Source organism: Dolomitihabitans soli (assembly GCF_022213955.1).
In the GTDB taxonomy this organism is placed as follows: Bacteria; Actinomycetota; Actinomycetes; order Streptosporangiales; family Streptosporangiaceae; genus Streptosporangium_A; species Streptosporangium_A soli.
On sequence record NZ_JAKNTW010000010.1, the window covers coordinates 333,320 to 354,905 of the forward strand.

Annotated in this window: 22 protein-coding genes; 13 read left to right on the plus strand and 9 right to left on the minus strand. The window is 70.4% G+C overall.

The genetic code is table 11. From position 1 onward, the window contains the following. Positions 1–73 precede the first annotated feature (73 nt). Entirely contained in the window at positions 74–1,834 is a 1,761-nt protein-coding gene (gene ggt, locus MBA17_RS23285) for a gamma-glutamyltransferase (protein WP_238498666.1), read from the minus strand. Between the two features lie 139 nt (positions 1,835–1,973). Here ggt and MBA17_RS23290 point away from each other — a divergent pair, with 139 nt between their 5' ends. The 5 genes from MBA17_RS23290 to MBA17_RS23310 all read left to right on the plus strand — a co-directional run bounded on the left by MBA17_RS23290 (position 1,974) and on the right by MBA17_RS23310 (position 6,428). Then, positions 1,974–3,092 carry a sensor histidine kinase gene (locus MBA17_RS23290; RefSeq protein WP_238498667.1) on the plus strand — a complete coding sequence of 373 codons (1,119 nt, stop codon included), beginning with the start codon at positions 1,974–1,976 and terminating at the stop codon, positions 3,090–3,092. Continuing rightward, positions 3,089–3,751: a response regulator gene (locus MBA17_RS23295; protein WP_238498668.1), complete on the plus strand. Its 663-nt coding sequence runs from the start codon at positions 3,089–3,091 to the stop codon at positions 3,749–3,751. Before MBA17_RS23290 ends, MBA17_RS23295 begins: the two co-directional genes overlap by 4 nt. Positions 3,752–3,834: 83 nt before the next feature. Next, positions 3,835–4,035, plus strand: a complete 201-nt coding sequence (locus MBA17_RS23300; RefSeq protein ID WP_238498669.1) for a hypothetical protein — start codon at positions 3,835–3,837, stop codon at positions 4,033–4,035. Between the two features lie 2 nt (positions 4,036–4,037). After that, a complete protein-coding gene (locus MBA17_RS23305; protein ID WP_238498670.1) occupies positions 4,038–4,934 on the plus strand; it encodes an urease accessory protein UreH domain-containing protein in 897 nt (298 codons plus the stop codon). 87 nt (positions 4,935–5,021) lie between these two features. Further along, complete coding sequence (locus MBA17_RS23310; protein WP_238498671.1) at positions 5,022–6,428, plus strand: tetratricopeptide repeat protein; 1,407 nt, start codon at positions 5,022–5,024, stop codon at positions 6,426–6,428. 24 nt (positions 6,429–6,452) lie between these two features. On the opposite strand, the gene MBA17_RS23315 is transcribed toward MBA17_RS23310, so the two are convergent. Both MBA17_RS23315 and MBA17_RS23320 read right to left on the minus strand, forming a co-directional pair. Further along, the gene (locus tag MBA17_RS23315; protein ID WP_238498672.1) at positions 6,453–6,866 is read right to left on the minus strand and encodes a UTRA domain-containing protein; all 414 of its coding nucleotides are present in this window, start codon (positions 6,864–6,866) and stop codon (positions 6,453–6,455) included. 132 nt (positions 6,867–6,998) lie between these two features. Beyond that, positions 6,999–8,048: a saccharopine dehydrogenase family protein gene (locus MBA17_RS23320; RefSeq protein ID WP_238498673.1), complete on the minus strand. Its 1,050-nt coding sequence runs from the start codon at positions 8,046–8,048 to the stop codon at positions 6,999–7,001. Positions 8,049–8,189: 141 nt separating this feature from the next. On the opposite strand from MBA17_RS23320, the gene MBA17_RS23325 reads away from it, so the two are divergent. After that, a complete protein-coding gene (locus tag MBA17_RS23325) occupies positions 8,190–9,116 on the plus strand; it encodes an AraC family transcriptional regulator (RefSeq protein WP_238498674.1) in 927 nt (308 codons plus the stop codon). Here the strand turns inward: MBA17_RS23325 and MBA17_RS23330 are convergent. Continuing rightward, positions 9,081–9,497, minus strand: coding sequence for a Tn3 family transposase (locus MBA17_RS23330; protein WP_238498675.1), 417 nt, complete (start codon positions 9,495–9,497; stop codon positions 9,081–9,083). The two genes, MBA17_RS23325 and MBA17_RS23330, sit on opposite strands and share 36 nt — an antisense overlap. A gap of 85 nt (positions 9,498–9,582) precedes the next feature. Here MBA17_RS23330 and MBA17_RS23335 point away from each other — a divergent pair, with 85 nt between their 5' ends. Then, complete coding sequence (locus tag MBA17_RS23335; protein ID WP_238498676.1) at positions 9,583–9,756, plus strand: hypothetical protein; 174 nt, start codon at positions 9,583–9,585, stop codon at positions 9,754–9,756. Positions 9,757–10,071: 315 nt separating this feature from the next. Here the strand turns inward: MBA17_RS23335 and ald are convergent, their stop codons facing one another. Then, on the minus strand, positions 10,072–11,178 hold the full coding sequence (gene ald, locus MBA17_RS23340; protein ID WP_238498677.1) for an alanine dehydrogenase: 1,107 nt from the start codon (positions 11,176–11,178) through the stop codon (positions 10,072–10,074). 24 nt (positions 11,179–11,202) lie between these two features. After that, positions 11,203–12,594: an aspartate aminotransferase family protein gene (locus MBA17_RS23345; RefSeq protein ID WP_238498678.1), complete on the minus strand. Its 1,392-nt coding sequence runs from the start codon at positions 12,592–12,594 to the stop codon at positions 11,203–11,205. Between the two features lie 252 nt (positions 12,595–12,846). On the opposite strand from MBA17_RS23345, the gene MBA17_RS23350 reads away from it, so the two are divergent. The 5 genes from MBA17_RS23350 to MBA17_RS23370 all read left to right on the plus strand — a co-directional run bounded on the left by MBA17_RS23350 (position 12,847) and on the right by MBA17_RS23370 (position 18,136). Further along, positions 12,847–14,190: a M20/M25/M40 family metallo-hydrolase gene (locus tag MBA17_RS23350; protein WP_238498679.1), complete on the plus strand. Its 1,344-nt coding sequence runs from the start codon at positions 12,847–12,849 to the stop codon at positions 14,188–14,190. A 293-nt stretch (positions 14,191–14,483) separates the two neighbouring features. Beyond that, positions 14,484–14,813 (plus strand): hypothetical protein, encoded by a 330-nt coding sequence (locus tag MBA17_RS23355; RefSeq protein WP_238498680.1) that lies wholly within the window; start codon positions 14,484–14,486, stop codon positions 14,811–14,813. Between the two features lie 135 nt (positions 14,814–14,948). Then, complete coding sequence (locus MBA17_RS23360) at positions 14,949–16,697, plus strand: substrate-binding domain-containing protein (RefSeq protein WP_238498681.1); 1,749 nt, start codon at positions 14,949–14,951, stop codon at positions 16,695–16,697. After that, complete coding sequence (locus MBA17_RS23365; RefSeq protein ID WP_238498682.1) at positions 16,697–17,389, plus strand: hypothetical protein; 693 nt, start codon at positions 16,697–16,699, stop codon at positions 17,387–17,389. The genes MBA17_RS23360 and MBA17_RS23365 overlap by 1 nt, the downstream gene beginning before the upstream one ends. Before the next feature lie 9 nt (positions 17,390–17,398). After that, positions 17,399–18,136 carry a PspA/IM30 family protein gene (locus MBA17_RS23370; protein WP_238498683.1) on the plus strand — a complete coding sequence of 246 codons (738 nt, stop codon included), beginning with the start codon at positions 17,399–17,401 and terminating at the stop codon, positions 18,134–18,136. Positions 18,137–18,163: 27 nt separating this feature from the next. Here MBA17_RS23370 and MBA17_RS23375 read toward each other — a convergent pair whose 3' ends face one another. Then, positions 18,164–18,688 carry a cysteine dioxygenase family protein gene (locus MBA17_RS23375; RefSeq protein ID WP_238498684.1) on the minus strand — a complete coding sequence of 175 codons (525 nt, stop codon included), beginning with the start codon at positions 18,686–18,688 and terminating at the stop codon, positions 18,164–18,166. A gap of 75 nt (positions 18,689–18,763) precedes the next feature. On the opposite strand from MBA17_RS23375, the gene MBA17_RS23380 reads away from it, so the two are divergent. Next, positions 18,764–19,639, plus strand: coding sequence for a LysR family transcriptional regulator (locus MBA17_RS23380; RefSeq protein ID WP_238498685.1), 876 nt, complete (start codon positions 18,764–18,766; stop codon positions 19,637–19,639). A 162-nt stretch (positions 19,640–19,801) separates the two neighbouring features. Here the strand turns inward: MBA17_RS23380 and MBA17_RS23385 are convergent, their stop codons facing one another. Both MBA17_RS23385 and tnpA read right to left on the minus strand, forming a co-directional pair. Next, positions 19,802–21,031 (minus strand): RNA-guided endonuclease InsQ/TnpB family protein, encoded by a 1,230-nt coding sequence (locus MBA17_RS23385; protein ID WP_238498686.1) that lies wholly within the window; start codon positions 21,029–21,031, stop codon positions 19,802–19,804. Then, positions 21,024–21,464 (minus strand): IS200/IS605 family transposase, encoded by a 441-nt coding sequence (tnpA, locus tag MBA17_RS23390; RefSeq protein WP_238498687.1) that lies wholly within the window; start codon positions 21,462–21,464, stop codon positions 21,024–21,026. Before tnpA ends, MBA17_RS23385 begins: the two co-directional genes overlap by 8 nt. Positions 21,465–21,586: the final 122 nt, after the last annotated feature.

The window sequence follows — 21,586 nt, forward strand, 5'->3', positions numbered from 1 at the left end:
ACGAACCGGGCGACACCGCCGTGGCGCCGATGGCCGAAAGGCTTCGGCGCTTTTGGCGCGCCCGCGAAACCGCTCATCTCCGGGGGCTCACCACCAGTGCGCTGCCGCCGCCTCGCCGGACCGGCTCGGCGACCGCCTGGACCTTCCCCCTGCCCAGGAACTCCAGCCCGGTGGCCGCGCCGATCTCGGGGTTCGGCGTGAACGCGTGTCCCCGTGCGGTGAGCGCCGGGCCGTGGGCGGCGATGAATCCCGGCTCGGCCTGGGTCGTGGCGGTGTTGCGCTGGGTGGCCCGGGGCGCGGTCAGCGCCTGCGGCAGTGACATGCCCAGGTCGTACCGGTTGACCAGGATCTGCAGCACGGTGGTGATGATCGTCGAGCCGCCGGGGGAGCCGACGGCGAGCACCGGGCGGCCCTCGTCGAGGACGATCGTCGGGGCCATCGAGGAACGCGGCCGCTTGCCGGGAGCGGGCAGGTTGGGGTCGCCGGGCGCGGGGCCGAAGGTGAAGTCGGTCAGCTCGTTGTTCAGCAGGAACCCCCGGCCGGGGACCACGATGCCGTTCCCGCCCGTCGACTCGATCGTGATGTTGTAGGCGACCACGTTGCCCCACCGGTCGGACACCACGAGGTGGGTGGTCTCCGGCCCCTCAGGACCGGGCTTCTGCTCGGTGGCGACGTCTGCGGGCGGGCACGGCTCGTAGGCGCCGTCGGGCGTGCCCGGGGCCGCCGGGTGCGGCATCGCCCGGTCGCCCACCAGGCAGGCCCGCTCCCCGGCGAACCCGCTGGAGAGGAGCTCCTTCAGCGGCACGTCCACGAAGTCGGCGTCGCCGACGTACTTGCCCCGGTCGGCGAAGGCCAGCCTGGACGCTTCGAGATACTCGTGCTCGGTGACCTGGGGCACCGCCTCCAGGATGTTCAGCGCCTCGCCGACCGTGGAGCCGCCCGAGGACGGCGGCGCCATGCCGTACACCTCCATGCCCCGGTAGGTGACCGGGGCGGGGCGGCGCTCGACGGCGCGGTAGGCGCGCAGGTCGGACAGTTCCATCAGGCCGGGGCGCACGGTGCGGGTGGATCCGGGGGTGACGGGCGGGCGTTTGACCGTGGCCACGACCTCCTCGCCGAGCCGCCCGCCGTACAGCCAGGACGGGCCGCGCCTGCCCAGTTCCCGGTAGGTCTTCGCGAGGTCGGGGTTGCGGAAGGTCGAGCCGACCGGGGGCGGCGCGCCGCCGGGCAGGTACAGGGCGGCGGTGGAGGCGATGTCCTTGAAGCGGGCCGCGTTGGCCGCCGTCTGGTCGTGGAAGGTCTGGTCGACCACGAAGCCCCTGGCCGCGACCTCGGCGGCGGGCTTGAGCGCCTGGTCGAAGCCGATCGTGCCGAACCTGCGCAGCGCCAGCTCCCACTGGGCCACGCTGCCGGGCACGCCCGCCGACAGGCCGCTGGTGACGGCGTCGTCGAACGGGATCGGCCGGCCGTTCTCCTGCAGGGAGGTCTCCGTCATGGCGCCGGGGGCCTTCTCCCGGCCGTCGATCGTGAAGATCTTCTCCCGCCGGGCGTCGTAGTAGACGATGAAGCCGCCTCCGGCGAGGCCCGCCGAGTAGGGCTCCGTCACGCCCAGGGTCGCCGCCGCCGCGACCGCCGCGTCCATCGCGTTGCCGCCCTTCCGCAACACCGAGATGGCCGCCTTGCTGGCGTCGAGGTCGACGGTCGCCACCGCGCCGCCGTACCCCTCCGCGACCGGCGTCTTGTCCTGATCAGGGGAGGCCGCCTGGGCCGGCGGGACCAGCAGGCCCGCGACGAGGACGGCCCCCAGGGCGGGTACGGCAAGGCGTGCGGTCATTCGTGACGCTCCCTGCGATCGGAGATCGTCCCATCTTCGCCCAAACGGCCCGAAGGCTCAACGCCTACACCCTCGGAGGTATCCGGGGGTGCTCCCCTGGGGCGATTCGCTGGTCAGCCGGTTGGCGTACGGTTCTGGTGTGCGCCCTCGAATCCGTCCGCCCGACCTGATCGTCGCCCTCGTCGTGGGCGTGGTGCAGCTGGGCGTGGGCCGGGGCGCCTACCACGGGCAGCCGGATCGGCTGCCCACCGACCTGGTGGGCTACCTGCTGCTACTGGCCGGGCCGATCATGTTGGCCGCGCGGCGGCGGTGGCCGGTGGCCACCCTGATGGCCTCGGTAGTCGTCACCATCGTCTACATCATGGCGGGTTACGCCTACGGGCCGCCGTTCCTCGCCCCGATCATCCTGCTCTACACAGCGGTGACGACCGGTCACCGGCGGGCGGCCTGGCTGACCGCCGGCGGGTTCTTCGCCTTCATCCTGGCCTACACGACCTGGGTGGCTCCGGTGCCCACGGCCGGCCTGTGGCACGACTTCTCGGTCGCCGCGGTGATCCTGGTCGTGCTCACCGTGTCGGAGATCGTCAGGGCTCAGCGCGAGCGGAAGGCGGAGCGCCGGCGGGTGGCCGAGGAGGAGGGGCGGCGGCAGGCCAGCGAGGAGCGGCTGACCATGGCGCAGGAGTTGCACGACGTGCTGGCGCACAACATCTCGCTGATCCACGTGCAGGCGTCCACCGCGCTGCACCTGATCGACGACCAGCCCGAGCAGGCCAGGACCGCGCTGGCGACGATCAAGGTGGCCAGCAAGGACGTGCTCGGCGAGATGCGCTCGGTGCTCAACGTGCTGCGGGACGGCGCCCCGCGCTCCCCCACCGCCGGCCTCGACCGGCTGGAGGAGCTCATCGAGCGCACCGGCCTGCCGGTCACCCGGAAGACGAACGGCGAGATCAGGCCGCTGCCCCCGAGCGTCGAGCGGGCCGTCTACCGGATCATCCAGGAGAGCCTCACCAACGTCACGCGGCACGCCCCCGGCGCCGCCGTCACCGTCACGCTGACCTACGGCCCCGGCACGCTCGTCATCCAGGTCACCGACGAGGGCTCCGCCGCACCGGGATCGCTGACCGACGCCGGCAGCGGCAACGGCATTCCCGGCATGCGGGAGCGCGCGTCCGCACTGGGGGGCACGCTCAGCGCCGGGCCCTACCACCACGGGTTCCGGGTCGAGGCCCGGCTGCCCATCCCCGAGGAGAAGACATGATCAAGCTGGTCCTCGCCGACGACCAGGCGCTGGTCAGGGGCGGGTTCCGTGCGCTGCTCTCCGCCCAGCCCGGGATGTCCGTGGTGGCGGAGGCCGCCGACGGCGCGCAGGCCGTACAGCTGGCCCGGGAGCACCGGCCCGACGTGGTGCTGATGGACATCCGGATGCCCGGCACCGACGGGCTCACCGCCACCAGAGAGATCGGCGCCGATCCCGCGCTCACCGAAGTCAAGATCATCATCCTGACCACCTTCGAGCTCGACGAGTACGTCTTCGAGGCGGTGCGCGGGGGCGCGAGCGGCTTCCTGGTCAAGGACACCGAGCCCGCCGAGCTGATCCAGGCGGTCCGGGTGGTCGCCGCCGGGGAGGCGCTGCTGTCGCCGAGCGTGACCCGCCGCCTGATCGCCGAGTTCGCCTCCCGGGCCAAGGAACCGCTGGCCGCGGGACAGCTCGACCGGCTCACCGAACGCGAACGCGAGGTCCTCACCCTCGTCGGCGCCGGCATGACCAACGAGGAGATCGCCCAGCGGCTCTTCATGTCGCCCGCCACCGCCAAGACCCATGTCAGCCGCACCATGATGAAGCTGCACGCCCGCGACCGCGCCCAGCTCGTCGTGATCGCCTACGAGTCCGGCCTGGTCAAACCGGGCTGGACCTGAGGCTAGGGAAATGTAACTGGCCGCGTCCGACTTGCCACGTTACGTTGCCTTGGTAAGTTCGTCGGCCGAAGGTTGAGGACCGGATGAGATCGATCGCGCGATTCTGCGGCAACTGCTCGTGTGGTTGTCCCGAGCTGTTCGTCGACGCCACAGCCGCCGCGGACCGCCAGGTGGTGATCACCGACGACTTCGGCCAGCGGGTCGAGATGAGCCTCGACCAGTTCGGCTCGATCGTCGAAGCGGCCAAGGCCGGAACGCTCGACCAGCTGGCACTCGCGCGCTGAGGGTGGAGCCGACGGCGCTGTTCGCCGCCGGGCTCGCCGGCGGACTGATCGCGGGCAGCACATCGTGCACGGCGATGCAGGGCGGGCTGTTGCTCGGGCTCGGCGGCCGGGGCCGCACCGCCGTACTCGTCGCCGTCTTCGTCGGCGGCAGGTTCGCCGCGCACGTGGCGGCCGGCGCCCTGCTCGGCCTGCTGGGCTCCGCCGTACGGCTGGGCCCGACCGCACGGGCCGTGCTCCTCGTGCTCGCCGGCCTCCTGGTCATCGTGTTCGGCACGGGCCTGCTCCGGCGCGGGCGGCGCTGCGCGCCGGAGGGCGACGAACCGGCGCCCGGCCTGGCACGGGCGGCGTTCCTCGGCGCGCTGACGATCCTGGTGCCCTGCGGCGTCACGATCGGCACCGAGATCATCGCGGTGTCGACGGGTTCCGTGCTCGGCGGCGTGGCCGTGATGGCCGGCTTCGTCACCGGGTCCTCCCCCGCGCTGGCCCTGCTCGGCCTGGTGGTCCGCCGGGTCGCGACGGGCCGCCTGGCGCTGATCGGCGGGATCGTCGCCCTGGTGGCCGGGCTGTTCACGGTGGCGTCGGGGCTGCGCCTGGGCGGCTGGCTGCCCGAGGCCGGCGGCGCGGCGGCGGCCACCGCCGTGGTCCGCGGCGGCACCCAGACGGTCACCGTCTGGGCGACGGACCGCGGATACCGCCCCGGCGGCGTCACGGCCAGGTCGGGGGTGCCCACCGAGATCGTCTTCCGCGCCCAGGAGACGGCCGGCTGTACCCGCACGGTCACGATCAACGGCCGTGACCTACCGCTTCCCGGCACCGTCCGGCTGCCTCCGCAACGGCCGGGCACGCTTCGTTACGCCTGCTCCATGGGGATGTTCGTCGGCTTCGTCAAGTTCACCTAGACGACGGTCATCGGAGATTACCCTCCGCTATCGTACGCTTACGTGTCACCCTGAGGTGCGTCGCGTACGCGTGGCCTGGAGGGGCGCATGAGGTGGTGGCAGGAGGACGTGGAGACGACCGTCGCTGGTCCGGCGGTCCCGCCGCCGCGCGGCGGCGAGGCGGGCGAGACCGAGCTGCTGTCCGCCGCCCAGGAGGGTGACGCTGACGCCGCCCACCGGCTCGGCCGGCTGCACGCCCAGCTCGGCGACCGCCAGGGCGCCCGCCACTGGTGGGAGCGGGCCGCCGCCGCGGGCAACGTCGACAGCGCCTACAACCTCGGCGTCTGGCACGAGCGGCACGGCAGCCTCGACGACGCCCTGACCTGGTACGAAACGGCGGCGAACCAGGGTGACACGGAGGCGGCCGTCAACCTCGCGACCCTGCTGGTGGAGCAGCACGGCGACACGGCGGGCGGGCGGCACTGGTTCGAGCGGGCCGCCCGCGGCGGTTCCCGGGAGGCGGCCAGGCGGCTGGCGCTCATCTGCGAGGAGGCCGGCGAGGCCCAGCCGGCCAGGGAGTGGCACCAGCGGGCCGCGGCAGGCGGCGACCTGGCCTCGGCCCACGACCTCGGCTTCCTCGCCTACACCTCCGGCCAGGAGAACGAGACGGTGCGCTGGTGGGAGCTCGCCGCCCGCGGCGGCCACCCCGGCGCCGCCTACCATCTGGGCCTGTTCCTACAGGCCAACCGCGACCCCGAAGGCGCCGAGGCGTTCTTCAGGCTCGCCGCGAAAAGCGAGCACCCGGCCGCCGCCTCACAGCTCGGCGGCATCGCACTCGCCCGCCGCGACCTCCGTACGGCCCGCGCCTGGTTCGAGCGGGCGGCGGACGCGGGCCGGATCCACGACCAGCGGATGGCGGGCTTCGTCTGCGTCGAGCTGAACGACCCCGTGGCCGCCGGGCACTGGTTCGGCCGGGCGGCGGCGAGCGGTGACCCGGAGGCGGCGTTCAACTTCGGCATGCTGCTGATCGCCGAGGAGGGCGACCTGAGCGGCGGGCAGCAGTGGTTCCTGCGCGCGGCCCAGGGCGGTCACCACCGGGCCGCGCTCGAACTCGGCGCGCTGCTGTCGATCACCGGCCGCGCCGAGGAGGGCGAGCGATGGCTGGCCGAGCCGCCACCGCCCACGTTCGACCGGACGGCGGAGCCCGAGCTGGTGGCCCGGGCCGAGCTGGCCGCCTCGGCGACGGGCCGCAGGGACGGCTCCTCGCTGGACGCGCGGCACCTGGTCGAGATCCTGGGCACCTGGGACATGGTCACCCGCCCGCTGCGTGACCAGTCCGCCGCGGCGGGCTGGCTGGCCGAGCTGAGCGGGATGCCGGCCACCGCGGTCGAGCACATGGGCTCGGTCCGCTCCACCCTGCTGCGCCCCGGCAACGCCCCCTGGCCGACCCCCACCGAGATCGAACACGTCCTGGCCACCGCCCGAGAACTCCGCACCCACCTCGAACCCCGCTGACACACGCCTGAACCGTGAGATCGGCTACCCGGCGACGTCCTGGTGATACACCAGTTCGTACCGATGGCCGCCCTTGATGAGCACGGACACCTCGACCGGGCGCATGTCGTCGGAGTAGATCACGCGGAACTGACGGAAGACGGGGACACCCTCCGGCAGTCCCAGCCCTTCCGCTTCCTCCGTCGTGGGCGGCCGAACGGACACGCGGTCGGTGAACTGGCGCTGTGGATGGCCGAGATCGGCCAGAACCTGTGGCACGCCCCCTCGAATGCGGCCTCGCCCGGCCAACGGTGTGCCCGCGGCGATGCTGCTCGGATAGTACGACCAGGACAATTCCACCGGATCGCCGTCATGCACCAGCAGACGATGCCGCAGCACGGCACCCCGCTCATCACGCAGCGCCGCCGCCACATCGGCCGGGGGCTCCACCTCGGCCACCAACCGACTTCGTGCTGGCCCGGCTGCTCGAAGAAGAGCAGACCGCGGACCTGTCTGAGATCTTCGCTCAATCCAGCGAGCCGTCCAGACGATCACACACCGCGGCTGATCGTTACCGGAGACGGCTCATTGTCAGGTTGCCGGCGCGTCCTCGATGATCCACTGGATCCCATGCGGGACAAGAAAGTCGAGGAAGGCGGTCGGGTGGTAGGCCTGGGCGGGTGCGAGTACTCCCGGCTTTGCAGGGTCGGCGATGAGACGGCGGGCGCTTTCGACGGCGATCACCGCGGTCGTGCCGTAGGTGTCAGGGCCCTGGACGATGCCGCGGGCGAGACGGCCGTCGGTACTGGTGACGTCGAGCACGTAGGTGAAGTGCTGGGTGCGGCGGCTGTCCTCATCGGGTCCTTCAGGCAGGCTTTCGATGATCTCCGGGGTGAGCGGGGTGTTCAGCCGGTCGCCCAACGCCGCCTCGGTCAGGCCCTCGACATGCCGGACGCGGATGTGACGGGGAATGGTCACCACCTCCGACACAGGGAAGGCCATCACCGGGGTCGCCTCCGACTGTCCGGGCAGCCTGATCGCGGTGTGGCGGGCGGGCATGCCGGGGTGCCAGTCGCCGTCGTCGTAGGCCATGCCTCCCGCCTTGATGGCGTCGATCGTTTCGACCAACGAGCGCAGCGAGCCGCGCGACATGCCGCCCCCGACGACCACGTGGGTGGTGATGATCTCTTCGACCGGTTCAAGGCGGTCGGCCAGGATGTGGGCCATGAGGTCTACCGGGACGCAGCCGTCGTTGGCGGCGGGTACGACGGTGACCCCGGCGTTCTCCGCCTCCGTGGTGAAGGTGTCGAAGATCTTCTTGACGTAGAGCTGCTCGCCTGAGGTGTCGACGTAGTGACAGCCGGCGGCGATCGCGGCGCGGACCACGGCCTCACCTGACGAGGTGAATGGTCCGGCGCAGTTGATGACGCCGTCGCAGCCGCGGAACGCGCTCACAAGCGCCTCATGGTCGCTGGTGTCGGCCACGCGTCGTTCCGCGTCGGGGAGGCCGACCGCCGAGGCGGCCTCCTCCAGGCGCGCGAGATTGCGTCCGGCCAAGACCGTGTCGATGTCGCGTCGTGCCAGTTCGGTGAGCACGAGCTTTCCCTGGTATCCACTCGCGCCATATACGGCGATCTTCATGTCATCTCCTCACGATGGGAGCTGCGCGGTTGCTCAGCCCACCAGCACAGTAAGGCGCCGACACAAGACGGTTGAATGCGTGATCCGCTCTAGAGTTTGCGTCATCGTCTTCGCCAGGGTCGTCTTGGTTATGCTGGCTGCGTGGATGTTCTGTCTGATGTGGTGAGTGCGGCGCGTACCGGTCGACCCCACTCGGGCCGGGTGACCAGGTCCGCTCCCTTCGCCCAGCGGTTTCCGCCGGTGCCGTCCGCCGGGTTCCACATCGTTCTCCAGGGAACGTGCTGGCTTCTCCCGTCGCAGGGTGAGCCGATCGCGCTCGGGCCGGGCGATGTGGCGTTCCTGCCGCGCGGATCCGCACACGGTCTGGCCGACGAACCGTCCACCCCGGTAAGCGAGCCGCCCACAACGCTCACCGGAGTCCATGATGGCCGCAACGACGAGACCTCAGCCGACCGGCCGCCGACGGTGGTCATGCTCTGCGGCGCCTACCTCCTGGATGGATCCGGGCCGCATCCGCTCCTGAACGACCTGCCCGAGGTCATCCACCTACCGACGCGGGTAGGGCACCACAGGGAACTCCGCGCCGCGGTCGAACTCCTCGGCGTGGAACTGGACAGCGACGCCCGCCCAGGCTCCGACACCATCCTGCTCACCCTGCTGGATCTTCTCCTGCTCTACATCCTGCGCGCGTGGTTCGAAGAACAGCGCGTCTTCGGCCACTCCGCCACCGGCTGGGCCGCGGCCCTGCACGACCCCGCCGTCGCCGCCGCCCTCCGCGCCATCCACGGAGACCCCGGCCGGCAATGGACCGTCGAGGAGTTGGGCGCGCAGGCACGCCTGTCCCGCGCCGCCTTCGCCCGGCGGTTCACCCATCTGGTCGGCCAGCCACCGCTCACCTACCTGACATGGTGGCGGATGACCACCGCCGCCCGGCTCCTGCGCACCTCCGACGCCCCCGTCAACACGATCGCCCAGCAGGTCGGCTACAGCTCGCAGTACACCTTCACCCATGCCTTCAAACGCCAGTACGGGTCACCGCCCGGCAGTTACCGGCACCACGTCGGCTGAAGCACAACACCCGCGTAGGGATCGCGCGGCGCTGGGCATCGGGTTCGTGCCCTTCAGCCCGCTCGGCAAGGGGTTCTTGACCGGATCGGCAATGCCTCGCCGGTCGGCCGGGGTGAGCAGGCTCGCCCACTGCGGTTCGGTCAGCACGTCCTGGAGCATGAGGGTGTTGACGAACACTAGCGCTGCCTGCAGGATCCGCAGGCACAGCGCGGTCATCTCCACCTCTTCGCGCCGGTTGGTGGAGATCTCCCCGCCGCGGCCGTAGGGCCCTGGTAGTCGGGTTACCGTCGTCCTCGTGGCCACCTCCCAGACCCCGCCCCCGATGGCAGGCCCCAAAGCGACCGGGCCAAGGCCGAACTGCTCAACCAGCTCGCCGAACACGCCTACGGCCAAATCGGCTACCAGGACAGGACCGCGGGCTGAGTGGGTCGATCGGACTCCCGGCGAGCGGCTGGCCGATGCGCGGTTGCTGATGCTCCAGGCGATCTACCAAGAGCTGCGCCACGGCCACGACCAGGCGGCCGCGCAGACGGTGGCGCTGGCCGACCACTCGACGGCGTTGAACGAGCACGCAAGCGCCCTGGACAGCGCGAGTCACCGGATGGCCGGCCACGCCGACGCGCTCGACCGCTTCCGCTAACGCGGCGCCGATCTCCGGGCTGCCGCCCACGCCGAGGCACTCGTGACCGAGTTCGCCGCCTCGAACGCCGAGATCCTCGCCCTGGCCGACGAACTGGCCTCGGGCACCACTGACCGGGTGACTCCCGCCAGAGATCACGACGGGACCGCCGTCGATCATCATCCCGCACAGCGTCACAGATGTGACACCAAACCCGGTTCGCCGTTCCACTCCTACTGGCAGGCCAGGTCGGCCATGACACGTGAACCCCGGACGGCTGAGGCCCTTGGCGTTACGGTTTCCCAGGAATGCCTGCAGGACACCTTGGAGCTTGGATCAGGTCAGGGGGTCGTTGAGCCAGGGCAGGCCGTGTGCGACGGCGACGGGTTCGTTGGTGAGGTGGCCGGCGTGGGTGTTGAGGCCGAGGGCCAGGGACGGGTCGGCGCGCATCGCCTCTCGCCAGCCGAGGCCGGCCAGTTTGACGGCGTAGGGCAGGGTCGCGTTGGTCAGCGCGTACGTCGAGGTGTTGGCGACCGAGCCCGGCATGTTGGCCACGCAGTAGAAGACCGAGCCGTGCACGGGGAAGGTGGGGTCGTCGTGCGTGGTCGGCCGCGAGTCCTCGAAGCAGCCGCCCTGGTCGATGGCGATGTCGACCAGCACGGAACCCGGCTTCATCCGGGAGACGAGGTCGCCGCTGATCAAGGTGGGGGCCTTCGCCCCGGGGATCAGCACCGCGCCGATGACCAGGTCGGCCCCGAGGACCTGCTGCTCGATGGCGTACGCGGTCGAGACCACGGTCTTCAGGCGGCCCTGGTAGATCGCGTCGATCTGGCGGAGCCGGTCGATGTTGACGTCGAGGATCGTCACGTCGGCGCCCATGCCGACCGCGATCTGCGCGGCGTTGAGGCCGGAGACGCCGCCGCCGATCACCACGATCTTCGCGGGGGCGACGCCGGGAACGCCGCCGGGCAGCACGCCCCTGCCGCCGTTGGAGCGCATCATGGTGTACGCGCCCACCTGCGGCGCGAGGCGGCCCGCGACCTCCGACATCGGGGCGAGCAGCGGCAGCGATCCGCCGACCTGGACCGTCTCGTAGGCGATGCCGGTGACCTTGGCCGCGAGCAGCGCGTCGGTGCACGGCCGGGAGGCGGCGAGGTGCAGGTAGGTGAAGAGGACCTGCCCCTCGCGCATCCGGTGGTACTCCTCGGCGATCGGCTCCTTGACCTTGAGGATCAGCTCGGCGGCCCCCCAGACGTCGTCCGCGGTGTCCAGGATCTTCGCGCCGGCGAAGAGATAATCCTCGTCGGGGAGGTGCGAGCCGAGCCCTGCCCCGCGTTGCACGTAGACGTCGTGCCCGTGCCGGACGAGTTCGTGCACGCCCGCCGGTGTGGCCGCCACGCGGTACTCATGGTTCTTGACCTCGGCAGGCACGCCGATCTTCATGACATTCCCTTTCTGAGCCGGAAGTTACAGGCGATCCCAGGCCTGGGTGAGAACCGAACGCAGGATCGACTCGATCTCGTCGAACTCCGCGGGGCCGCAGATCAGTGGCGGCGCGAGCTGGATGACCGGGTCGCCACGGTCGTCCGCCCTGCAGTACAGGCCCGCGTCGAACAGCGCCTTGGACATGAATCCGCGCAGCAGGCGCTCGGACTCCTCGGCGGTGAAGGTCTCCTTGGTCGTCTTGTCCTTGACGAGCTCGATGCCGTAGAAGTAGCCGGCTCCGCGCACGTCGCCGACGATCGGCAGGTCGAGCAGCCGTTCCAGGGTGGCGCGGAAGACCGGCTCGTTCTTGGTGACGTGGCCGAGCAGGTCCTCGCGCTCGAAGAGGTCGAGGTTGGCCATGGCGACCGCGGCGGAGACGGGGTGCCCGCCGAAGGTGTAGCCGTGTGAGAAGGTCTCGTCGCCGTTCTTGAACGGCTCGAACAGCCGCTCGCCGGCGATCATCGCGCCCATCGGCGAATAGCCGCTGGTGAGACCCTTCGCACAGGTGATCATGTCGGGGACGTAGTCGAACTTCTCGCCGCCGAACATGGTGCCGAGCCGGCCGAAGGCGCAGATGACCTCGTCGGAGACGAGCAGCACGTCGTACCGGTCGCAGATCTCGCGCAGCCGCTGGAAGTAGCCGGGCGGCGGCGGGAAGCAGCCGCCCGCGTTCTGCACCGGCTCGACGAAGACGGCCGCGACGGTGTCGGGTCCCTCCATCTCGATGGCCCTGGCGACCCGGTCGGCGGCCCACCGGCCGTACTGCTCCGGGGTCATGCCGGGGACGCCGCTGATCTCGTCGGCCCGGTAGTGGTTGGTGTTGGGCACCCGCACCGAGCCGGGCACCAGCGGCTCGAAGGGCTGCTTGAACGCCGGGATGCCGGTGATCGACAGCGCTCCGTGCGGGGTGCCGTGGTAGGCGATCTCACGGCTGATGACCTTGTGCTTCGACGGCTTGCCGACGGCCTTGAAGTACTGCTTCGCGAGCTTCCAGGCGGTCTCGACGGCCTCGCCGCCGCCGCTGGTGAAGAAGACCCGGTTGAGATCGCCCGGCGTTTGTCCGGCCAGGCGGGCGGCGAGCTCGGCGGCCTTCGGGTGCGCGTAGGACCAGAGGGGGAAGAACGCGAGCTTCCGGGCCTGCTCGGCGGCGGCCTCCGCGAGTTCGGCCCGGCCGTGGCCCGCCTGGACCACGAACAGACCGGCGAGGCCGTCGAGGTAGCGCTTGCCGTGGATGTCGTAGATGTAGGCGCCCTCGCCTCGCACGATCATCGGCGTGTCGGTGGCGTCGGCGGAGCCGTACCTGGTGAAGTGCAGCCACAGGTGGTCCTGGGCGGCCTTGAGCACCGAGGCCACATCGGTGTTGTCCTGCGTCATCGCTATCTTCCCTACGTGATCTGGGCTCCTCACAGTCTGCATGCCACGTCAGACGTTGCCAAGTGAAAGCGTGGCAGCAGAGTGCAAGAACTTCGGATTCCGCTATATCGCACTGTAAACACGACGAAATCCGTGACGAAATTCGAGACGGCTCCAGACCAGGTAACCTTGCCCGCCGGGTGACACAACGGAGACACGCCGTACGCCGCCTGTGATCGAATAAGCCGAGATATCAGACCCCCGGGGGAAGACGTGACTCCTGATCAGATCGAGGGTGCCGTCGCAGCGGTCATGCCCCAGGCCGTCGAGGACCTCAAACGACTCGTCGCCATCCCGTCGGTGGCCTTTCCCGGCCACCCGGAGGAGCCCGTGCGCGCCGCCGCCGCGTTCACCGAGGAACTGCTGCGCAGCACCGGCCTGCCGCACGTGCGCCAGGTGCCCGTCGAGGGCAGCTTCCCCGCCGTCTTCGCCGAGGCCCCCGCGCCGCCCGGGGCGCCGACCGTGCTGCTCTACGCGCACTACGACGTTCAGCCCGCCGGCGACCCGGCGCTGTGGCGGACGCCGCCGTTCGAGCCGACCCAGGTCGGCGGTCAGGTGTACGGCAGGGGCGCGGCGGACGACAAGTCGGGCATCATCTCGCACGTCACCGCGCTCCGCGCCTTCCAGGGCCGGTTCCCCGTCGGGATCAAGGTCCTCATCGAAGGCCAGGAGGAGTACGCGGGCGAGCGCCTGGAGCAGTTCGTCGAGCGGAACCCCGACCTGGTGCGCGCCGACGCGATCGTGGTGGCCGACACCGGCAACCCGCGGGTGGGCGACCCGTCGGTGACCACGTCGCTGCGCGGCATGGGCGCCTTCACCATCGAGGTCCGCACGTTGAAGGAGTCGCTGCACAGCGGCCAGTTCGGCGGCGCCGCCCCCGACGCGCTCGCCGCGCTGCTCCGGATGCTCGCCGCGCTGCACTCCGACAACGGCGACCTCCGGGTGCCCGGCCTGCCCCGGGGCTCCTTCCTGGGCACCGGTCCGTCGGAGGAGGAGTTCCGGGCGACCGCGGGCGTGCTCGACGGGGTGTCCCTCGTCGGCTCCGGCTCGGTGGCCGACCGGCTCTGGTCCTCCTACGCGATCACCGTGACCGGGCTCGACGTGCCGACGGTCGCCGGTGCGATCAACGCGGTCCAGGCCGTCGCGCGGGCCCGCATCACCCTCCGGGTGCCTCCCGCGGGCGACCCGAAGAGCACCGTCGACGCCGTGGTCGACTATCTGCGGCAGGTCGCGCCGTGGGGGGTCCAGGTCTCGGTCGGCGACCTCGTCCTGGGATCGGGTTTCCTCGCCGACGCCGGCGGCCGGGCCCGTTCCGCGCTGAACCGCGCCATGGAGCGCGCCTACGGCCGCCCGCCGCGCGACATCGGCGCCGGCGGCTCGATCCCGCTGGTGTCCACGCTCGTCAAGCAGTTCCCGGCCGCCGAGATCCTGCTCTTCGGCGCCGAGGACGACGACGCGGCGATCCACGCCCCCAACGAGCGGGTCGACCTGGAGGAGCTCCGCCGTACGGCCACCGCCGAGGCCCACTTCCTCCAGGAGTACGGCACGCAGCCCTGACACTCCGCCCCGTGAGATTCGGTGCCGCCCCCGCGCTCGCCGCCCGGGGGCGGTGCCATATCCAGGGCCGGCGCGCCTTGTCACACGCGGTGTAACGGCGGATCGTCTGGTCTATGCGTCCCCGTTCATGGCGCGACCGGAGGAAGAGTCTCATAGACCGGATTGACGCACTTCTTCCCCATGCCGCCTTCCTTCTCGGCTGTCTGGTCTTGTTGCTGATTTTTCACGGGTGCACTCTCCTCTTGGAGGGGCGGGAATGGGATCCGCGCCTTAGCGACGTGTCATGCGAGGACGTGGAGGACACGTGGCCGATCGAGATCGGGCACGGCCTGCACACGCCCTCGTGCGTCGACACGACGATCGGCCGCTACGCGTTCGCCAACCGGCTGAGCGACTACCCGATTCACGTCTGCCTCGGCTCGGGCAGGCGATGTGAGGACGGGCACGGGGTCACCGCCATCACGATCCCCCACGGCGAGGAGGCGGCGATCGTGGTGCCCCTCAGAGAGGGCTGGCTCTGGGCCCAGGCCCCGCGCAACTACCCCATCACTGTGTACGCCGATCCCGCCGCCGACCTTCCCGTGATCGACCTGGTCATACGATCGGTGCCGCCTTCCGACTAGCGCGCCCACCGTGGCGTCGACAAATGGCTCGGCGAATCAACGCTCCGACCTAATCCCTTGTCTCCCTGTATCCGCACTACTTACGATCTTTTTGTGGCATACCCTTCGGGACGACCGCGTCGATTATTGCCATTCGTGCTCGCCGCAATTATCGCGGCCGGGCTCGTCTACGGCCTCTATCTCTTCACCAGACCCGAACCCGGTCCGGTTTCGGCGTGTTCGGGGCAGGGCGTTCAGATTATGATGGCGTCCTCTCAGGACAAGGTGGGGCTGCTGCGCGAGGCCGCGGCCAAGTACAACGGACGGGCCGTCGGCGGGAAGTGCGCCGAGGTGACGGTCACGTCGATGAACTCGGGCACCGTGATGCGAACGCTGAGCCGGGGCTGGAACGAGCAGACGGACGGCCCCCGCCCCGACGTGTGGGCCCCCGCGGCCTCCGCCTGGGTGACGCTGCTCCGCCTCCAGTCGGCCACCGCCGACGGCACCCTGCCCGTGGCGGAGGGCGATCCGGTGCCCATCATGACCTCGGCCCTCACCATCGCCATGCCCCGCCCGATGGCCGAGGCGCTGGGCTGGCCGGACAAGGCGATCGGCTGGGCCGACCTCGCCGAACTGGCCGCCGACCCCAAGGGCTGGGCCCGGTTCGGCCATCCCGAGTGGGGCGTGTTCAAGCTCGGCAAGACCAACCCGAACTTCTCCACCTCAGGGCTGAACGCCACCATCGGCGCCTACTTCGCCGCGACCGGCACCACCTCGGACCTGACCACCCGTGACATCGACAAGCCCGAGGTCCGCTCATTCGTCAAGAACGTGGAGCAGTCGATCGTCCACTACGGCGACATCTCGCTGACCTTCCTGGCCAACCTGCAACGCGCCGACGAGAAGGGCGCGGCCATGAAATACATCTCCGCCGTCACGGTCGAGGAGAACTCGGTCACCGACTACAACCGGGGCAACCCCAGCGGCGACCCGGCGACTCTCGGCAAGCACGCCCCGCCGAGCACCCCGCTCGCCGCGATCTACCCCAAAGAGGGCACCCTCCAGTCCGACCATCCCTTCGTCCCGCTGACCTGGATGGACCCGGCGAAGAAGGCCGTCGCCGACGACTTCCTCCGTTACCTCCACTCCCCGCCCGTGCAGGCCGGCTTCCAGGCGTACGGCTACCGCGACCACCAGGGCAAGGCCGGGCCGCTGGCCAAACTGGAGTACGGCGTGCCGCCCGAGGTGAAGGTCACCACCTTGCACCCGCCCGCGCCCGCCGTACTGGAGAAGGTGCTGCAGAGCTGGTCGGAGCTTCGTAAGAAGGCCAACGTGCTGCTGGTCATCGACAAGTCGGGCTCCATGGAGGAGGACGTGGCGGGCACCGGCGAGACCCGGCTCGAACTCGCGAAGAAGGCGGCGATCAACGCGTTGCCGCAGTTCCGGGCGACCGACGAGGTGGGGCTGTGGGCGTTCTCGACCGAGCAGAACGGTGATCTCGACCATCGGGAGCTGGTCCCCGTCGGGCCGGTGTCGAGCGTCGGGCCCGCGTTGAGGCAGCAGATCAGCGATCTGGTCCCGGACGGCGGCACCGGGTTGTACAACACGGCGCTGGCCGCGTTCGAGACGATGAAGGCCGCCCGTGACCCCGACGCCATCAACGCCGTGGTGTTCCTGACCGACGGCAAGAACGAGAGACCCGGCGGGATCGACCTGGACAACCTGCTCGGCAAGCTCCGGACGACCGGCGAGGCGAGCGTCCGGCTGTTCACGATCGGCTACGGCGACGACGCCGACCAGGGCACCCTGAAACAGATCGCCGAGGCGACGGAAGGGGCCAACTACGACTCCTCCCGGCCCGACGCCATCGACCAGGTGTTCACCTCAGTGATTTCCAACTTCTGATGGGCCGTTTCCGCGAGGAGTTGCGCAACCCGTGGGGACTGCTGCTCGGCGCGACCGCGGGCGGCGCCGCCTGGGTCGTCAGCGCGCATCCGGTCGCCGCCGGGGTGGTCGGCGTCGCCGCCTGGTTGTCGAAGGCGGCCATCGAGACCTTCCAGCGGCGCGGCGAGCCGCAGGTGGCCGCGGGCAGCCCGGAGGCCCGCTGGCTGGCCAGGGCGGACACGGCGGCGCGCGGGTTCGCCGAGCTGGACCGTTCGCTGCCGCTGGCGGCGCAGGTGACGGACACGATGGCCGTGATCCACCGCCTGGCGGGGCAGGCGACGCGCGCCGGCCGTACGCTCGCGGGCTTCGACCTCGCCTTCCTGATGGCCGAGCAGGCGCGGCTCGCCAGGGAACGCGAGCACGCCACCCCCGAGGTCGCCGTGGAGCTGGAGCGGTCGATGGCCTCGCTGACCACGCAGCACGAGGTCTACGACCGGTTGCACGCCGCCCGGGTGCGGGTGCTCGCCCGGCTGGAATCCAGCACCCTGGGGCTGGAGAGCCTGCTCGCCCGAGCCGTCGAACTGTCGGCCCTGTCCGCGGCGGGACCGCTGGAGGGCGCCGCCGCCCTGGACGAGCTGTCCGATGTGCTCGAAGGCATCCGGCGGGGGATGGCGGAGCTGGAAGAGATCACCAGGCGCACGCTGGACCGATGAGGAGTCTCCATGTTCAAGGTGATCCACCGGACCTGGCGCTATCTGGTCGCCGCGTTGTCGGGCCGGCTGGAGGCGCGGAAGGACCCGGCCGTGCAGCTCGAACAGGCGATCCAGGAGGCCAAGGAGCAGCATCGGCTGCTGACCCAGCAGGCCGCCGCCGTGATCGGGCACGAGCACGAGCTGGGGATGAAGTACGCGCGTGCCGTCGAGGAGGCCGAGAAGCTCCAGGACAACGCCCGGCAGGCCGTACTGCTGGCCGAGCAGGCCAGGGCGGCGGACGACGAGAAGCGTGCGCGGTCCTTCGAGGACTCCGCCCAGGCGTTCGCCACCCGGCTGGTCGCCGCCGAGGACACGATGCGTGACCTCGCCGGCATGCTCGAACGGGCCCGCGAGACCTCCGCCCAGGCCCGTACCTCCGTCGAGACCAACGCGCTGATGCTCCAGCGCAAGCTGGCCGAGCGGATGCGGCTGCTCTCCCAGCTCGACCAGGCCAAGATGCAGGAGCGCTACAACAAGGTGACCGGCGACCTGACCGGCCTCTCCCCCTCGACCGGCACCCCCACCCTCGACGAGGTCCGCGAGAAGATCGAGGTCCGGTACGCCCGCGCGCTGGGCGAGGCCGAGATCAACGCGGGCTCGGTCGAGGCCCGGATGATCGAGGTCGAACGCGCCACCCTCGACACCCAGGGCGCTGCCCGTCTCGAAAAGATCAAGAACGACCTGAAGGCCGTGCCCGAGGAATCCTGACCAACGATCCGCACACCCGTCCCGGCGTCAGCGGACCGGCAGGTCGTAGACGCGGCGGACGCTGCTGCCGAGGACCGAGAGGTCGGCGCCGTAGACGTGCAGCGAGACGCCGGTCTCGGGGCTGGTGTTCTTGACCTTGTGGATGTCTCCGGGCGGCGCGAAGCCGCTGACGTCGCCCGGGCCGTTGGCGACGCGGTCGATCTCGACGAGGTGGTCGCCGTCGAGGCGGTAGAGGGTCTCGTACTCCACCCCGCTCAGTACGCCGAAGGCGCACCAGGAGACGTGGTCGTGGATCACGGTCTCCTGCCCCCGGCGCCACACGACGGCGGCGATGGAGAAGGTGCTCTCAGCGTGCAGGACGAGTGAGACATAGCCGTCGGGACTCCCCTGGCGTTCCTCGGCGGTGAGGATGCCGGGGTTGAACCGGCGGCCCCTGACCAGCTCGGCGACCTCGTGGGCTGTTTCCTCAGGAGCCAGGCCCTGACCGATCACGATGCGGATGGTCTCCACGAGACCGGTCAGTCCTGGGCGGGTGAGCGTCGTGGTGTCCATGACTCCAGCGTCACGCCACGTTACCCATCACGACAAATGCCTAAGTTCAGGATATTTCATAGATACCGTTGATACATGTTGGATGTAGTGCGGCTACGCGTCCTCGTGGCGGTGGCCAGGAACCGGTCGGTGACGGCGGCGGCCCGCGAGTTGCACTACTCGCAACCCTCGGTCAGTCACCATCTGGCCCGCCTGGAGGCCGAGACGGGCGCGAAACTGGTCCAGCGGGCGGGACGGGGCATCCGGCTCACCGAGGCGGGCAAACTGCTCGCCGAACGGGCCACCGAGATCATCGGCCGGCTCGACACCGCGGAGCAGGAACTGGCCGCCCACGTCGGCCTCAGATCCGGCCGCGTACGGCTGGCCGCGTTCCCCTCGGCGCTCGGCACCTTCGTCCCCGGCGCGGCCGTACTGCTGGCCGGGGAGCACCCCGGGCTGGCGCTGGAGTTGTCGGAGGCCGAGCCCCCGGAGGCGCTGCGCATGCTCAGGGCCGGTTACGTGGACGTCGCGGTGATCTTCCGCTACGACGAGACGGCCCCGGAGGAGAACGGCATCCGCCTCACCCACCTCCTCGACGACCCCAGCCACCTGATCACCCCGCCCGGACACGCCCCCGGAGACCTCGCGGCCCACGCGGCCGAACGGTGGATCGGCGGCTGCGACCGTTGCCGGAGCCACCTGCTCGACCTGTGCGAGGAGGCGGGCTTCGAACCGTCCGTCGCCTACACGACCGACGATTACGTGGCGGTCCAGGCGATGGTCGCGGCCGGCCTGGGGGTCACCGTCCTGCCCGGCCTGGCCCTCGCCGCCCACCGCCACCCCGACGTCCTCAGCACCGAACTGCCCGGCGGATCCCGCCACATCCTGGCCGCCGCCTACGGCGACCCGCCCGATCCCCCCGCCACCACCGCCCTGCTGACCGCCCTCCGCAAAGCCGCCAACGACTTGTGACCGCGCTGGGCGGTAGTGACCAGATTCAGCATCGCCGTCGAGTGCCAGATCGACCGAGGATGGACTGTGATTGTTGAGATTGCCGGTTCGAATCCGGCCGGGCCCTCCACGCGGGCCCGTGGCTCAGTGACTCCTCCCCCCCGTAAACGAGGTGGCTTCTCGCTAGGCCGCTAGTGCGGCTTTGCGGAGGACCAGCCCGGCCCTCTTGACGTTGGTCGCCCCGACGACGTCTGCGTTGGCGGTATAACCACACCGGACGCAGACGAAGTCGGCTTGGGTGGTGCGGTTCTCGCCGCTGATGTGCCCGCATTCAGGTGCGGGGCAGGTGCGGGAGGTGTTGGCGGGGTTGACCGGGATCAACTCTCGACCGGCGCTTTCAGCCTTGTGCATGAGGATGCCCAGGAACACCCCCCAACCCGCGTCCAGGATGCTCTTGTTGAGCCCGGCCTTGGCCGCCGCGCCGTTGGGCAGGTAGACCCCGGCCTGCCCGGGGTCGGGCTTCGACTTCGGGGCCTTGGTCATGTTGCGGATCGGGAGTGCTTCGACCGCGATGAAGTCCGCGCCCCGGACCAGGCTCAGCGCGGTCTTGTGCGCGTGGTCGAGGCGTTGCCGGGCAACCTTGCGGTGGATTCTCCCGATCTTCTGGGCGGCCTTCTTCCGGCGGGTGGAGCCGCGTTTCGTCCGGGCGTAGGCCTGCTGTGCGGCGGCCAGTTCCCCACTCGCGGTTTTCAGATACCGGGGATTGGGGATGTGCCCGCGCTCATCGGTGACGCCCTCGACCGGCTCGGTCAGGGTGGCGAAGTGGACGACGCCCATGTCCACGCCGACCTCGCGGCCGGTCGCGGGGAGCGGCACGGTGGGCACATCGTCACAGGAGAGGATGACATACCAGCGGCCGGCCTCGCGTTTCACTTCGACGGTCTTCACCCGCCCGGCCCTCTCGCGGTGCTGGTGAACCCGGACATGCCCGACGCCTTGGACACGGACGTAGGTCGCGGCCGGGTGGTGGGGCTGGGAGTCCCAGCGCGCCCCGTCGCCTTCGACCAGGGTGACCGTGTCGAACCAGCCCCGGCCTTTGAATCGCGGGTAGCCGGGCGTCTCGCCTGCCCTGACTCGGCGGAAGAAGGAGTCGAACGCCCGGTTCAGGCGGCGGAGCGTCTGCTGCTGGGAGGTGAACGACCACCGGCCCTGCCCCTCGGGATCGGTGTTGCGGATCTCCTTGAGCTGGGCGGACTGGTCGCAGTACCGGATCGAGACCTTCGCGCGCCGGTAGGCCTCGCGGCGTTCCTCCAGCGCGGCGTTGTACAACGCCCGGTGGTCGCCGAGCATCGCGGCCAGCGCGATCTCCTGGTGCCGGGTCGGCCGGAGCAGAAACTTGAACGACCTACGCACGCCCCACCGCCCCCGGCCCGGCCACCCTCTTGGGAACCTTCTCGTCCTGGGTCTCGATGTAGCGCTGCACGGTCGTGGCGGAGACCGTGCCCACCGACGCGACGAAGTACGATCGCGACCACAAGGTGGGGAGCTGGGAACGCAGGTGCGGGAACTCCTCCCGCAGGACATGCGAGGTGTAGCCCTTGAACTGGTTCGCCACATACGACGGCGAGTTCTTCGGGTGCGCCTTGACGAACAGGTACACGTGGTCGGGCATCACCTCAAGGGCGACGATCTCCCAGCCGTGTTCGGCGGCCTTGACGCGGATCAACTCCTCCAGCCGGGTCTTCACCCGGCCGTCCAGGACACGGCGACGGTACTTGGGGCACCACACCACGTGGTAGCCCAAGTCGTACGCTGCTCCCGGAGAGGTTCGCACCTGACGAGCCACGCGATCATTATAAGCCTGTCACTCTTATAACTGAAGAGGTGGCAAAGCGAGGGCTCCAACCTGCGGCTTAAGGCACGCTCAGGCCCAGGGGGCCTTCCCGCTGGGCATTCCCCGTCGCCTAA

What these genes read in the sequence shown, in the direction of transcription:
- ggt (WP_238498666.1), bottom strand. Translation starts at nt 1,834, where the DNA reads ATGACCGCACGCCTTGCCGTACCCGCCCTGGGGGCCGTCCTCGTCGCG.
- MBA17_RS23295 (WP_238498668.1), top strand. Translation starts at nt 3,089, where the DNA reads ATGATCAAGCTGGTCCTCGCCGACGACCAGGCGCTGGTCAGGGGCGGG.
- MBA17_RS23300 (WP_238498669.1), top strand. Translation starts at nt 3,835, where the DNA reads ATGAGATCGATCGCGCGATTCTGCGGCAACTGCTCGTGTGGTTGTCCC.
- MBA17_RS23310 (WP_238498671.1), top strand. Translation starts at nt 5,022, where the DNA reads ATGAGGTGGTGGCAGGAGGACGTGGAGACGACCGTCGCTGGTCCGGCG.
- MBA17_RS23320 (WP_238498673.1), bottom strand. Translation starts at nt 8,048, where the DNA reads ATGAAGATCGCCGTATATGGCGCGAGTGGATACCAGGGAAAGCTCGTG.
- ald (WP_238498677.1), bottom strand. Translation starts at nt 11,178, where the DNA reads ATGAAGATCGGCGTGCCTGCCGAGGTCAAGAACCATGAGTACCGCGTG.
- MBA17_RS23345 (WP_238498678.1), bottom strand. Translation starts at nt 12,594, where the DNA reads ATGACGCAGGACAACACCGATGTGGCCTCGGTGCTCAAGGCCGCCCAG.
- MBA17_RS23365 (WP_238498682.1), top strand. Translation starts at nt 16,697, where the DNA reads ATGGGCCGTTTCCGCGAGGAGTTGCGCAACCCGTGGGGACTGCTGCTC.
- MBA17_RS23370 (WP_238498683.1), top strand. Translation starts at nt 17,399, where the DNA reads ATGTTCAAGGTGATCCACCGGACCTGGCGCTATCTGGTCGCCGCGTTG.
- MBA17_RS23375 (WP_238498684.1), bottom strand. Translation starts at nt 18,688, where the DNA reads ATGGACACCACGACGCTCACCCGCCCAGGACTGACCGGTCTCGTGGAG.
- MBA17_RS23380 (WP_238498685.1), top strand. Translation starts at nt 18,764, where the DNA reads ATGTTGGATGTAGTGCGGCTACGCGTCCTCGTGGCGGTGGCCAGGAAC.